Origin of the sequence: Kordia sp., assembly GCF_965283645.1 — a bacterium.
Taxonomy (GTDB): Bacteria; Bacteroidota; Bacteroidia; order Flavobacteriales; family Flavobacteriaceae; genus Kordia.
In genome coordinates this window covers 5,314,485-5,328,865 of the sequence record NZ_CBDIPG010000001.1, presented here as the reverse complement: position 1 = coordinate 5,328,865, position 14,381 = coordinate 5,314,485, and the positions used below count along the sequence as shown (strand labels likewise).

Below are 14,381 nucleotides of genomic sequence, written 5' to 3'. Positions count from 1 at the left end.
TTCTAAGTAGATTTCGATACAAATTTCTTAGCAAAAATCCACTCAATCAGACGAATAGAAAGTCAATTTCAAATCTACAGAAAACAAATTAACAATCTTAAACCCTCTTAAAAAACAAAAGTCGGAAGAAAAATTCTCCCGACTAGACTAAACCTGAGTTTACCTTAAAAATTATTTGTCCATGTTACACAAGAAAATGCTTTCATAAGGATTTGTTGAGCAATCTACTGTACAATTTCCGCAAGAAGCCATTCCTGTACATGTCTGATCTATAGACTGTCCTGTTGCTGGTCTTGATGATCCACCTTTAGCAGCATCTGCACCTAAAACTGAAATTGACTTTTTGTTAAGCGATAAACTTTTTAAATTCTTTTTTTTCATAATAGTATATTTTGTGGTTAAACATTGAGTCAAAACTAACTCACAGTCAAAAGATTACAAAACAATATCTATCGTGATTTATAAATTATTGGGTTTGAAAAAAGAGAAATAAAACGGTATTTATAAATTACGACTTCGCTGTATTACGAAAAAAAATATTAAGAAAATTTACTTCAATTTTGCGATCAATGCTTCTCTTTCCTTTGATTTAAAAGAAAAACTCTTCGTGTCCATATATTCCAATGCTTTGATGGCTTTTTCATTTTCATCAAGTTTAATGTGAATTAGCGCGCCATACCAATAAATCTGTGGAGAAAATTTAGTTTCACTATGTTTGATGCTTCTCAATATGGCAATTGCTTCTTGTTCATTGTCTAAATTGAGAAAACTCATGGCTTTGTAAAATAAAATCGCTGTTTTTTGTGTCGGATTCGTGTTGAGTGCTTCCTCAAATTTTTCAATAGCAACGTTGTATTCTTGTGATTCATACGCATACAAAGCAGCTTTTAATGCATTGGAAGAAGTTGCATTCCGCGTTACAGGTTGTAATGCATTCGGATACGGCTCAAAGTAAGTTGCATATAACGTTTCATTGCTATTTCCGAGCTGCATAAAGTAATTGCTTACCAAACCAAAAAATAAAATTAACGCAATTGCTAGTGCCAAACGTTTGTAATTTCTGGAAGGTTTTATAGTTGTATTGGTTTCTTCTTGTGTGGTTTCTAACTGTTGCAATTGTGATTTGAGTACATCTTTTTCATGTGAAGTAATTACCGCTTGTACATTTTCAAATTCAGCTACAGCCTTTACAAATTCTGGATCATTTTCTAACAAAGCATCAAATTGTTGTTGTTCGGCTTCGCTTAAAATTCCTTGGAAATATTTTTGAATCAATTTGTCGTTTTCCATCAATCCTTCTTTATGAGTGTTATTAATTTTTTTAAACACCTCGATTTATGACTCTTTACCGTATTTTCATCTTTGTATTGGGTTTGTGCAACAATTTCTTTGATGCTTAAACCGCGATAATAAAATAGTTTTAAAACATGTTGACAACTTTCGCCTAAATGTCCAAAAAACTTCCGCAACTGCATTTGTTCTTCAGACAATACCTTTTCTTCCAATTCTATTTCTTCATAATCATCTTCAATGACAACAGCGCCAACCAATTGTTTTTGTTCTTTTAAACGATCGTAAATTTTATGTTTCCCAATACTAAATAAGTACGTTTTTAAACTACTTCCGTCTAGTTGTGTTTGTTTTTGAGTGAAATTCTGATGCATCGCTATTACACTATCTTGATACACATCAATCAAGTCTTCCCGATCTAAATTGAATCGCAAACCATAACTCACAAAAGCATCTTTATAATGTAGATACACTTCTTCCAACGCTTTTTTATCATCATTGCGCAATCGGGTTTGTAAATTTAATTGTTGCTTTTCCATTTAGTCTAAACTCAAAACAAAAGGTTAACCGAAAAATAAAAAAAGAATTTTGTTAACCTTTCCTTTCGTAAATATATAAAGAGGAAACGAAACCTAATAACGATGAAAACATTTTTTAAAATCGGCAGTTGCATTTGTCTACTTTTTGCAACACAAATTACCAATGCACAACTCTTAAAACGAGTGCAAAAAAGAGTAGAAAATAAAGTTGAGCAAAAGGTAGAACAAAAAGCAATGGAAGAAGCTGAAAAAGCCGCAGATAAAATGCTCGACAACGTTTTGGGAAATAAAAAGAAGAACGATAAAAAAGTAGCAAACAATAGTGATTTGTTCACATTCAATCAAAGTATTACGCTCGAAATACAAACTGATGATACCGAAAAAGCACAACTCGATTTTCTGTTTGACAGTAAGAACACAGAAGTGATTTGTATGAAGTTAGCTAGTGGTGATGATGATGCTGATGGAGAAGTGTATACGGTAATTACACCAACATCGAGTACGATGTTTATGAATATGCCTGGCATGAAGATTAAGAAAAAAGTATCGAGTGAAGAAATGGGGAATCTTGATTATTCAGATAAAGTTCCACAAAAAAGCGACTTGGTAAAAACGGGGAAAACGAAAAAAATTCTTGGCTATACATGTCATGAATATTTTTATGAAAATGAAGGTGGAAAAGTTCATGTTTGGGTAACAAATAATTTTCCAATTACTCAAAAATTTGTTCCAATTCTTGGGATGAAACAAAACGGGCCGATCGAAGGTTTTGTGTTGGAATTGGTATACAAAACAACCAATGAAAGTGGCGCTATAAAAGTAGTGAAACTCAATACAAGTACAAACGTAAAAATTGACGCAAGCGCCTACAAATCAATGTAAAAAAACGAACTATGAAACATTTACTTTTAGCATTATTTATACTAACAACATGTAGCTTTACCGCTTCAAAAAAATATTTTATTACAATCACCTTTAGTGATGGCCCATTAAAAGGAACACATACTTTTTATCCTGAAAAAGGAAACTATGCAAGTCAGGCAAACCTAGAATTATTTGAAGGCGCAAGCAACATGAACGCTTCCAAGTTAATGACAGAAGATGGTTTCCAAATTCACTACATCAATCGTTATTTTATGAATGAAGCAACTGTTGGTACACACAAAGCGAAACAAAGTACTTCTGGTTGTGGAAGTATCAATTTTATTGACCTCAACAATAGTAAATCATACAAACGCATCGATGGAGATTTTACAGGTTGTACAGTTACCAACATCACAAAAGTAACAGATTGGAAAGACGGAATTGTAAAGAAGCGCAGAACGATTTCAGGCTCTTTTGAGGATATAGCAAAACTCAGAATTCGCATGGATGATGGTTCTGAAAAAACAATTACAACCAACGTAAAAGTAGTATTTACAGTAAACGAATCAAGAAGAAAATAAAAATTGAACAATATGAAAAAAATAGTACTTGGCGTATTCTTTTTCTGTGCAATTCAGCTGCACGCACAATACACATTTGAACACATTGACATTTGGTCTGGAAGCAATTCTGGTTCGCCAAAATACATTACAAAATTTAACGGACAACTGCTTTTTCAAGCTGTTGAAATTACGCCTTCGTTTAAAAAACTTTACAAAAGTGACGGAACAACTGCTGGAACAGAAATTATTGCAACCAACTTAAATGGTGGCGCTGGTTATTCGCCTGAATCGTTTTATGAATTTAATGGTGAACTGTATTTTAGTGGATTTATTTCTGGTGTTGGCATGGAATTGTGTAAAACAGACGGAACAGACGCTGGAACAGTTTTGGTAAAAGATATTCGGACAGGTGCATCAAGTGGATTGGATTTTAATTCGAACGATGACAATCAACTATTTGTAGAATATAATGGTGAATTATACTTTCGCGCAAGCACAAACTCTTCTATCGAATTGTGGAAAACTAACGGAACGGAAAGCGGAACTATTTCTGTAAAGAATTTTGAAGATGCTACAAACGGCGCACCAATATTTATGAGCAAACCTGGTAAAAATATTTTAGGTGTTGTGTATAATGGACTTTTATATTTTGCCGTGAATAGAGGAAGCGAAAGTGAATTGTGGAAAACCGACGGAACAACTGCCAATACAGAACTCGTAAGAAGTAGCCTTAAAAATATTTCAGAAATGATAATTTTTAATAACGAACTCATTTTTGTTTCTGGTGATGATAGTACTACGGGAGGACGCGAATTGTGGTCTACCGATGGAACAACTGCAGGAACAACAATTAAACATGATATTTTTCCCAACAATCTAAATCCTGCTTTTGGTTTGAGTAGCAATCCTAGTTATTTAACCATTTTCAATAACGAATTGTATTTTAAAGCACGAAGTTATAACGGAACTTCTGGACAAATTATTGGTTCAGAACTATGGAAAACGGACGGAACAACTGCTAGTTTGGTGAAAGATATTGATACGGATAATTTGGCTAGTGGATTGAACATTCCAAATTTTACAGTTTATAATAATGAATTGTATTTTGTAGCTTCTGACAATACAACCGCTGATTTTGAATTGTGGAAAACGGACGGAACAGAAAATGGAACTGTAAAAACTGTAACTGCAACGGACACTGGCGAATCTATTGAGTTTTCTAATGCAATTGTATACGCAAATAAGCTTTTTTATTTTGATTCACAACAATTATGGGTTACGGATGGAACAGCTTCTGGTACAGAAAAATTAACGGGAAGCAGTGAAGAAATTATTTCGGTTTCTTCTTCTTCGTTAGTAGAGTTTCAAAATAAAATATGGTTTCAAGGAAACAAAACAGGAAATGGTTCCGAACTTACAAGTTTACAAGATGCAAGTACACTTGACGTGAATGAAATTGAAACTGATACTATTATTCTATATCCAAATCCGACAACAGAAATTTTAGCTTTGAAAGGTTTACAACAAGATCGTTCGTATACAATGTATGATGTTTCTGGCAAGCGTATTATTTCGGGAACTTTATCTGTAGTAAATTCACAACTAGATGTTTCAAACTTACAAACTGGATATTATTTTTTACAAATTTCACAAGGAAAAAAATCCAAAACACTCACATTCATTAAACAGTAAATAGTCGGTTTTTTCCAAATTAATTGTTCTATACATAAATAGTTGTGTTAAAACCGCAACTATTTATTTACCAGTTATCTAGTATATTGAGCATTTTATACATTAATAAGGCAATCTCATAAGTTTATAATGCAAAATTATCTATAGATTTAGTAGCTTTATAACAGATTCCCTAAAATAATCAATTTGTGAAAAAAATTATACGTTGTATTATTATTTCATTTATAACACTTTCGTGCGCACTAGTTTGTGCGCAGGAAACCGTAACATCTTATCTAGATAGTACAGAATTACTTTACAATTCAGAAGCATACGAAAAAACCATTCAAGCAAGTCAAAATGCGCTCCATTTCATATTGGATGAAGAAATAGTTGATGATAGTTTGGCTGTAGCCAAATTGTACTTTTACAAAGGCGCGTCCGAATATTACACACAGCGTTTTGTGGCTTCTATTCATTCGTATACAAATGGTATGCAATTTTGCCCAACAAGTGATGCTGGTATTAATTACAAAGCGGAATTATTGTACGAACGTGCATTTTCGGAATATGAATTGAGCGATTATCAAAATTCGTACGAAAGTTCCAAAGAAGCGGCATTACTAATGAGCAATCTTGAAACGCCTAATTACGATTATTTGCTATCTATTTATTCAGATATTGCAAGCAATTCGGCTTCGTTAGGTTTTCAAGAAGAAGCCTTGAATTATCTGGCAAAAGCCAAACAGTTATATGAAGAACATTCAAATGAAATTCCTGTAAATAGCAAACAAGTTTCAAAACCTGTATTGTTTGAATATAAGGCAATTGAAATTATCAGTAGCAAATCGGTTATCAAATCAAATGATATTGTACAACTTAGAATTCATCTTAAAAATTTAGAAAAGTTACTGCGTCAAAAAAGATTCAATACTGCCGAAAAACGTATGTATGCAGTTGCTTTAAACTTTGTTGGCGATTGTTATTTGCGAAACGAATCAAGTACAGTAAAAGATTATACAACGGCACATTTCTATTTAGATAAAGCATTGCAAAGAATTCCGAAGGAGTTTAAAAACGTACACAATCCGCAATTTCTATTTAATAAAGCAAAAGCATATAAACTTCAAAAAAAGTATGATAAAGCCTTGTCTTTGTTAAATTCTATATTGGATAAACTTCCTGAAAATGATGAGCGTCTCTCCTATTTTGAAGCTGAAAAAGCTAGCATTTTTCTGGCGCAACATAACAAAACTGCCGTTTTACAATCTTTACAAAAATCAATTGCGCATATTCATACTGATACAACTGTATTGAAGAAAGATTATTCCAACTTTGTACCAAGTTACGACATAAATGAAACTGGTTTGTTTGTTGAAATGGCTGCTAAAATTGTACAACAATATCCAAAAGACGCTACTGTACTTGCGTTTGCTTCAAACATGTATAAATTGGGCTTAATTCAGTTTGAAAATTGCTATCGCGAAGAAACGTTTAATGATAAACTGACTACGTATTACCAAACTGCAATTGGCGGAATTTTAAAATTGAAAAAACTTGGGTATGGTTATCACGATTTCAATCTAGAGAGTTTATTGAATACAATGGAAGTTATTGAAAATAGATTGACTTGGAAACAGTTTCAACAAAATCGTTTTCTCAATAAAGCAACCATTTCTGATACTATTTTACAGAGACAATATCACATCCGAAAAGCATTAGTTGCGGCAAGAAAACGAAAAGATACAACTGCAATTTTTGAATATACAACACAATTACAACAGCAATTATTTACGCTAAAGCGCGAATTTCCAAATATTGCAACATTTGCCTTTGAAACATTTGACATTAAAACAGTTCAAGAACAACTGAGCGATACAAAAGCTATTTTGAAATATAAAAGAATTGGCGATCTGTTTTATGCATTTAGAATTACTAAACATAGTATTGATTTTTACGAAATTGACAATAAAGATCAAGTGTTACAATCCGCTATAGAAACTCATTATAAGCAACTTAGCAATCAGCAAGAAGATAAAGTTTTAGCAACTACACTTCATAATAAATTACTTCCGTTTAGAGATCAAAATATTACGGCGTATACCATTATTCCTGACGATATTTTACATTATATACCTTTTGAAACGCTCGTAACACCTACAGCTGCCTATTTAATTGAAGATGTGAGTATTAATTATGCTTCCCATTTAGTATTTGTAAATCATGGAATAGATGTGAATGAAGAAGTTAAAAATGATGATATTATTGTGTTTACGCCAAAATACAATTCGGACATGGCAACTACGCATGAAGTTGCTTTGCGCGATGAAAAATATCGTTTGATTGGTGCTGAGAAGGAATCAAAACTATTGGCTACAATATTTCCGAGCGCACTTTTTGAATCGATTTTGGCTACAAAAGATAATTTTATCAAATATTCGCCAAAGGCAAAAATCATTCACTTGGCCATGCATGCGAATATTAACAATGAAACGCCTGAGTTGAGTCATTTACTTTTCACTGAAAATGACCAAGATTCTAAATTATATGTTGAAGAATTATACGGTTTACATCTCAATGCAGATTTAGCCGTTTTAAGTGCTTGCAACACTGGAAAAGGCTCGTTGGATTCTTCTAAAGGAATGGTTTCGCTAAACCGAGCATTTACAATGGCTGGCGTTCCGTCAACATTGGCAAGTTTATGGGAAGTTCCGGATAAAATTACACAGGAAATTATGGTAGATTTCTATCAGAATTTAAAAGATGGACAATCTAAAACGACGGCATTGCGCAATGCAAAAATTAATTATTTAAAAAACACAACTGACGCTAATTTTCAACTTCCATTCTACTGGGCAGGTTTTGTTTTACATGGTGATGCTACAGCTATTGAAATGCACAAATCGTGCACACCATTTATCATTGTTATCTTTACGTTATTCTCGTTACTCATTGCTTTTATAGTTGTTAGAAGAATAAAAACGAATACGTTGAAGTTGTTTTAAGCAAACAAATTTTCCACAATTTAGAAAACTTATTAATGATTCATCTTTGGTGTACTTTTTCATCAAAGTACTATTTTATGGCAAGATTTAAACAATTTAGTATAATTTCCAGAAAGAACTCGTTATATAAAAAACTACGGGATTAACTAAATGCATAGCTAATCCCATAGTATGTTATACTTCTTTAAAAGTTTTAGAATGATGTTATTTATTCTATAATAACTCTTTTGGTGATCGTTCCTTTGTTAGTTATAAAGTTAAACAGATACATTCCTTTTGGCACATCTAATTGTAAATCAAATGTGAACACTTTTGTATTTGTTTTCTCTTTTTTAACTGTTTTTACGAGTACGCCATCTATTCTGTAAATATTTAATTCAATAACTGAATCACCATCTATATCAACTTCAATATCCATCTTTCCTTTGTTTGGATTTGGTGTAATTGATATTTTATTTTTCGGTCCTCTTTCAGAACATTTAGGCGCAAAAACGGTCGTTTCAAACCTGCCACAAGTAGTATCAACTAAACCTGTTGGCGAAATGTATACTACCCAAGATGGATCATTTGCGCTGATTGGTCCTAATTGTATGTTTGTTTGATTTCCTGTTCCGGAATATGCAATTTGCTGATAATTAGGATATCCAACTAAATCCCAGGAAACTCCATTCGTTCCAAGAACATCAACTGTAATATAGTAATAATCGTCACTCGGATCATTTGGCGTACCATTGTCATTGCAATCTCCTGTAGCAATATTTGCACTTATATTACACGAGAAGTTACACGATTCTGGCGCAAGCACTGTAACATCAACAAAACATTCAGGATCGTTGTTTAGTTTTACCCAAAACCATTCTATTTGATCAGATACAAGATAGTTGTTTCCAAGATTTACATTGTTTTCGTCTCCATTTCCAAAATAAATAACCATCATGTTACTATTTAATACCATCCACGGTTCTCCTTGTGTATTAAATACATCTAATGTAATGTTGTAATAATCGTCACTCGGATCGTTAGGCGTTCCGTTATCATTACACGAACCAACAGATGTTACAGCTTCTAGCGTACAACCTTGAGAGCAGGCATCTGGTACATTTATGGTAATTGTAGTAGTACAGTTCGTATCTTCTTTATCAGTAATCACAACGTCTACAGTTGCATTATAGTTTGAAATACTTCCCATTTGAACAGTTACTGTGTTTCCATACGCAACAGATTGAGTTAATACATTATTTGCTACCCAAAATCCAGTATTTGTCGGATTCGTTACTGTAAGATCAAAAGACCAAGTATCATCACTAGTATCTGGAGTTCCTTTATCATCACATACAATATTTGTAGCATTTGCTTCTATTTTACAACAATCAGGATTGTCAAAGATAAAATCGTTATTGTTCCCTGGTGTTGTGTGAGTTTCACTTAGTTGCTGTATTCCATTTGCTAAATTAAAGCTTCCATTTACTCTAAAATCATATCCACCAGTTTGTGTTCCAAAATCATTTGCAGTTACCGTAAAGCAAAACGTATTTCCTGTTATTGTTGGATTTATTAAGGTATTCACTACCAAACCATTTTGAAGAATATCTAAGGTAATTTCATCAATTGTTCCTTGTTGCCCTTCAAATACTGGCAATTCAAATTCACCACAGACATCAAAAGGCAATTCTTGACAAGGATCTAAATCATCAAGATCAATACTTCCTTCTGTTCCTGGATCACAGCTTTCGATACAGATATCATCTACATATGCGTATCCATAATGTCCTCCAAATGCACAATCAGTCATTATAAATTCTAAAGTAATTACATCACCTACATTTCCAGAAACTTCTAATGCTGCACATGTCCAATCTTTCCATAAGACTTTAGTTGGATTTGGGCAGTCGAAAGAATTTGGAAAAAATTCATTGAAATAAGGATTATTAGCTGGATTTGATATTACACAGATTCTATCAAATTCTGTTTGATTTTGATCCAAAGCACGCGCAATAAAAAAAGGATTTCGGTTTCCATGTCTAGGAAATTCAGATACCAAAGCATATGTAAATAAGATTGTTTGTGTTCCTGATTCCGTAAGTGTAATTGTTTTAATTAGTCGATTCATTCCAAAGTTAGGAAAACATTCCTGACCTGGTAATGTTGGATTTACTAGTTTTCTAGGACTATTAATTCTTGCCGCATATGTACCCGAATTTGTTCTATTTAAAAAACCTCCATTCTGCAAAACAATAGGATCGTATCCTTGCGTTACAATTTGAAAATTATCTACATCAGGATTGCTCATATTGTCTGGAATCCAGCTGTACGTTCCTGCGCCAACTACTGGTATCGCTTCACATTCACCAACTCTATAACCGCCAGCGCCAAAAGCAGATGTTCCTTCGTATAAGTTAAAATTTCCATACTCAAAATCTCCATTTTCGCACAAAGGTCCAACTTCAGCTTTGTACAATTCTCTTTCTTTTGGGTTTTCTGTAAAGTAATTATATTTTAAATAGCTTTTTTTATACGACTGAATGTGCATGTTTTGCTCTTCTTTTGAGAGTTGTTCAAAAGCCAATCCATGTTCGCCTTCATTAAAGCCAGTAATAAACTTTTTTAGTTCTGTTTGCGGCAAAGGTTTCGAAAGATTTTTTTGAATATATACTTCAACTCTTTTTTCGTGTGCTATCATTAATTCATCAGTTACCTGAGAAAAAACACTCATATAGCTTCCCATAAAAAAGAGGAGTATTGTCATTGTAATAGTTTGTTTCATAATTAAAATGATTTTTAAGATTAGTTCCTACTCTATTTTTTAGGTTTTTCGGATGACACCCGTTTTTTAAGTTGCGTTGCATAATTTTTAACAACGAAAACAAAAGAACGTGCAAAAGCAATGTGTGTCAATTAAAGCGTATTGGAATTCAGCGAATTCCACCTTCAATTCCGTGAATCATCAGAAAATTTTTCAATTATCTTGGAGTAATTACTACCAGTTTGGAACATGTATGAAAAAAGCTGTCAAACTTTTATAGAATGTTAAACCATATTGAAAAATGATCGTTTTTAGATATCTTTATAAAAAAAAGAAGATGAAATCGATCTCCAGACAACTTATTTTGGCAGCACTTACCGTAGTTGTAACTATTATTGCCTGTTCAAATATTAAAAACGATACAAAACCTCCAACAATAGCAGTTGCAGAGGAAAGCAATCCTGCGCAAGCTACTTCCGAAGCGTTTAAGAAATACTGGTATAGTGGAACAGCCGAATTGACTTCTTTTGAGTTAGCACAAAATAGATATGGTGAAATTCACAAAGGCACGTCCGTATTGATTTATGTTACAGAAGATTTCAATCCAGAAAAACAAGTTAAAGCCGATCAAAAACGTGCAAACAATGTTCCTATTTTGAAGTTGAATAGTACTAAAAAATTCTACACAGGTATTTATCCGTATAGCATTATGACAAGTACATTTTTTCCTGTTGACAATAATAAACATGCGATAAAAGTGACTTCTTCTATGCAAGAATGGTGTGGGCATATTTTTACGCAACTTAACAATAGAGCGAAGTTTGAAGTACAATCGTATTCGTATTTTGAAAGTGAATCGGATCAAGAGTTTTCAATTGATAAAGCAATTTTAGAAGATGAGTTATGGACAAAACTCAGAATTGATCCTTCAAAATTACCTATCGGAACGCACCAAATTGTTCCAGCTTTTGAAACATTGCGCATGAAACATATTTCTTTAGAAACATATGAAGCAACTGCAACATTAACAACAACAAATGCCACTTCAATATATACATTAAACTATCCAAAATTGAACAGAAAATTAGAGATTTCATTCAACAGTAGCTTTCCATATGATATTTTAGGATGGACGGAAACTTCAACAAGTGGTTATGGAACAAATGCGAAAACATTAACAACTAAAGCTACAAAGATCAAACAGTTAAAAACACCGTATTGGTCTAAAAATAGTGTAAAAGACAGCATTTTACGCAAAGAGTTAGGTTTGTAAATCCTACAAAAATGAACGTTTGTCAATAGCAATCGTATAGTTGTTATATGGTAAAACCGTAACTGGAAATGCTAAAATTTCACGATATTTAAGTATAATAATCTGATAAATTATTTACTAAACATATTTAAGTCATATTCCACGTTTAACCTGCTTGGCTTAGATATCTCATTTAGAAAAAGGATAAAATATGCCCTTATTTTATCCTTTCTTTTTTTTAGTAAAACTCAATTTTGAAAAGACTGTAAGACGAATTCAAAATTGTAAGTTGAACTAATCCCGTTGAAGAACAGGATCTTGTGTTTAGTCAAAGTTTAGTTTTACTAAGTTCTCGACTGCGCTCGAAGTGACAAATAATTACTATACTAATTCAAGAATCATCATTGAATTTTTTAATCTTTTAATGAACTTCCAACATTTCATCAATCGTATTTACCGTAACTGAATGATAATTTGGACGTGCTTTTTCGTAAATACGTTTTGCATCATCCAATCGGTTATTTCGTTTTAAAGCTTTGTAAATTGTAGAAACGTACCAGCGACGCCCAACAGTCATTAAAAAATGCTCCATTTGCGCATCAACATTATTCCCGTGATAATCATGATTGATTGCTTGTTCAAACCAAACCATAGCAATGTATGAATTGGTAGCATTTGAAAAGTCGCAGGCTTGGTCTAATTGTTCAAAAGTGCCAACATATAACTCTTCAGGAATGTTTCTGATAAAGTGAATTTTCTGCTGAATATTCCAGTTTTTTTCACAAACTTCTTTTGCCGATATCGTCTTATGTTTCCAGTCAGAAATTGCATAGTCTACTTCTTTGAATTTGTCAGATTTAATTTTGGCGGCATTTCCAGGAATTCCTGCTTTGTATACCCAAGTGTCAACATTAAAATCTATATTGTTTTTTTGCAATAATTCTTCATTTAAGTAACTGATAAATTTTTCTGTTGTCATGGTTGAAAACGCATGCTTATTGAAATATTCTTTTAAGAAAGCGTCCATTTTTTCACGCCCAACAGTTTCTTCTAAGGTTCTTAAAAATAAATATCCTTTGTCGTAAGCTATACTATTCATACCATCATCCGGATTTTTTCCTTCTAAATTTAACTTTAAATGTGTCGCTTCTGGCTGATCTCTAAACCCTTTTATTTCTTCTGATAAATCTTGTCGTCCAATAGAAGCCAACATGTTTGCATATTCCTTTCCATACAATGCTTCCATGATGCGCATTTCAAAATATACCGTAAAACCTTCGTTTAGCCAGAAATCGTTCCATGTAGCATTTGTTACTAAATTTCCAGACCAAGAATGTGCCAATTCGTGTGCTATCAAACTTGTTAAACTTCTGTCACCAGCAATTACAGTTGGTGTGGCAAACGTTAAACGCGGATTTTCCATGCCGCCAAACGGAAAACTTGGTGGTAATACAACTACATCAAACTGATCCCAAGCGTAGGTTCCGTATAAACTTTCGGCCGTATTTACCATTTTTTCCATATCGGCAAACTCGTAATGCACCTTTTCAATCATTGATTTTTCAGCATATACACCAGTTCGTGGACTAATTTCTTTATAGACTAAATCACCAACGGCTAAAGCGATTAAATACGGTGAAATTGGTTGTTTCATGGTAAAACTATAGTGACCGTTTTCATTTTTCGACTTCGGGTTTTCCGCACTCATGATGGCTAACAACTCTTTTGGCACTTTTACATTAGCGTTGTACGTTAAACGAATTTGCGGACTATCTTGAATAGGAATCCAAGTTCGTGTTAAAATAGCTTGTCCTTGTGTTAGTAAAAAAGGATATTCTTTATCGGCAGTTTGTTGTGGATTTAAAAACTGTAATGCTTCCGTTTTATCTGTTGTTTCGTAGGTGATGGCAACTTCTTCCGATTTTGCTACAATAGGAATCGTTAATGATTGTCCCAATACGGCATCATTCGCGCCAAGCGTAAATTTTACTGCTTTTCCGTCAACTGTTACTTTCTCAATTTTTAAATTCTTTACATCAAATACAATTTCAGAACCTGCATAGTTTTCTATAGTATATGTTGCCGTTCCAGAAATGATTTTTTGGTCAAAATTAACATCAATATCTAACTGTAAATGTTTGGCAACAGCTTCATTGGGTTTTGCATATGAATGTGTGTCATTCGCATAAGTTGTAGACATAGTTTTATATTCTTTTTCAGCAGTTGAACAGCTAATTACCAAACAAACGATTAATAAAAGCATACTATTTTTGAGTAATTTCATAGAAGTATAATGCGTAATTATATGAATTAATATGATTCTTTTCAAAGCTACGTAAATTATTCAGAATAGCAGAAAAGTAATCGCCAGCAAACTGTTAAGTAAGGTGTTTCCGTAAAGATAAATTAGTTATTCTCCTTATTTTTAAATCATTAACCAAAAAAATTACAATC

10 protein-coding genes are annotated in these 14,381 nt (G+C 32.9%); 5 read left to right on the top strand and 5 right to left on the bottom strand.

Annotated features, from left to right (window positions below):
* Positions 1-171: 171 nt before the first annotated feature.
* The 3 genes from ACQ654_RS23405 to ACQ654_RS23395 all read right to left on the bottom strand — a co-directional run bounded on the left by ACQ654_RS23405 (position 172) and on the right by ACQ654_RS23395 (position 1,829).
* The gene (locus ACQ654_RS23405) at positions 172-381 is read right to left on the bottom strand and encodes a hypothetical protein (RefSeq protein ID WP_430412769.1); all 210 of its coding nucleotides are present in this window, start codon (positions 379-381) and stop codon (positions 172-174) included.
* A gap of 168 nt (positions 382-549) precedes the next feature.
* A complete protein-coding gene (locus ACQ654_RS23400; RefSeq protein WP_430412768.1) occupies positions 550-1,290 on the bottom strand; it encodes a hypothetical protein in 741 nt (246 codons plus the stop codon).
* Entirely contained in the window at positions 1,290-1,829 is a 540-nt protein-coding gene (locus tag ACQ654_RS23395) for an RNA polymerase sigma factor (protein ID WP_430412767.1), read from the bottom strand. Before ACQ654_RS23395 ends, ACQ654_RS23400 begins: the two co-directional genes overlap by 1 nt.
* Before the next feature lie 102 nt (positions 1,830-1,931).
* Between ACQ654_RS23395 and ACQ654_RS23390 the strand changes: the two genes are divergently transcribed.
* From ACQ654_RS23390 to ACQ654_RS23375, 4 genes are all read left to right on the top strand, one after another.
* Positions 1,932-2,711, top strand: coding sequence for a DUF4412 domain-containing protein (locus ACQ654_RS23390; RefSeq protein WP_430412766.1), 780 nt, complete (start codon positions 1,932-1,934; stop codon positions 2,709-2,711).
* Between the two features lie 11 nt (positions 2,712-2,722).
* Positions 2,723-3,274 (top strand): hypothetical protein, encoded by a 552-nt coding sequence (locus ACQ654_RS23385; protein ID WP_430412765.1) that lies wholly within the window; start codon positions 2,723-2,725, stop codon positions 3,272-3,274.
* A gap of 12 nt (positions 3,275-3,286) precedes the next feature.
* Positions 3,287-4,948 carry a T9SS type A sorting domain-containing protein gene (locus tag ACQ654_RS23380; protein ID WP_430412764.1) on the top strand — a complete coding sequence of 554 codons (1,662 nt, stop codon included), beginning with the start codon at positions 3,287-3,289 and terminating at the stop codon, positions 4,946-4,948.
* Between the two features lie 188 nt (positions 4,949-5,136).
* Positions 5,137-7,932, top strand: coding sequence for a CHAT domain-containing protein (locus tag ACQ654_RS23375; protein WP_430412763.1), 2,796 nt, complete (start codon positions 5,137-5,139; stop codon positions 7,930-7,932).
* A gap of 208 nt (positions 7,933-8,140) precedes the next feature.
* Here the strand turns inward: ACQ654_RS23375 and ACQ654_RS23370 are convergent, their stop codons facing one another.
* Positions 8,141-10,696 (bottom strand): T9SS type A sorting domain-containing protein, encoded by a 2,556-nt coding sequence (locus ACQ654_RS23370; protein ID WP_430412762.1) that lies wholly within the window; start codon positions 10,694-10,696, stop codon positions 8,141-8,143.
* A 316-nt stretch (positions 10,697-11,012) separates the two neighbouring features.
* On the opposite strand from ACQ654_RS23370, the gene ACQ654_RS23365 reads away from it, so the two are divergent.
* Positions 11,013-11,948, top strand: a complete 936-nt coding sequence (locus ACQ654_RS23365) for a septum formation inhibitor Maf (protein ID WP_430412761.1) — start codon at positions 11,013-11,015, stop codon at positions 11,946-11,948.
* 400 nt (positions 11,949-12,348) lie between these two features.
* Here the strand turns inward: ACQ654_RS23365 and ACQ654_RS23360 are convergent, their stop codons facing one another.
* Positions 12,349-14,211, bottom strand: coding sequence for a M1 family metallopeptidase (locus tag ACQ654_RS23360; protein ID WP_430412760.1), 1,863 nt, complete (start codon positions 14,209-14,211; stop codon positions 12,349-12,351).
* Positions 14,212-14,381 lie beyond the last annotated feature (170 nt).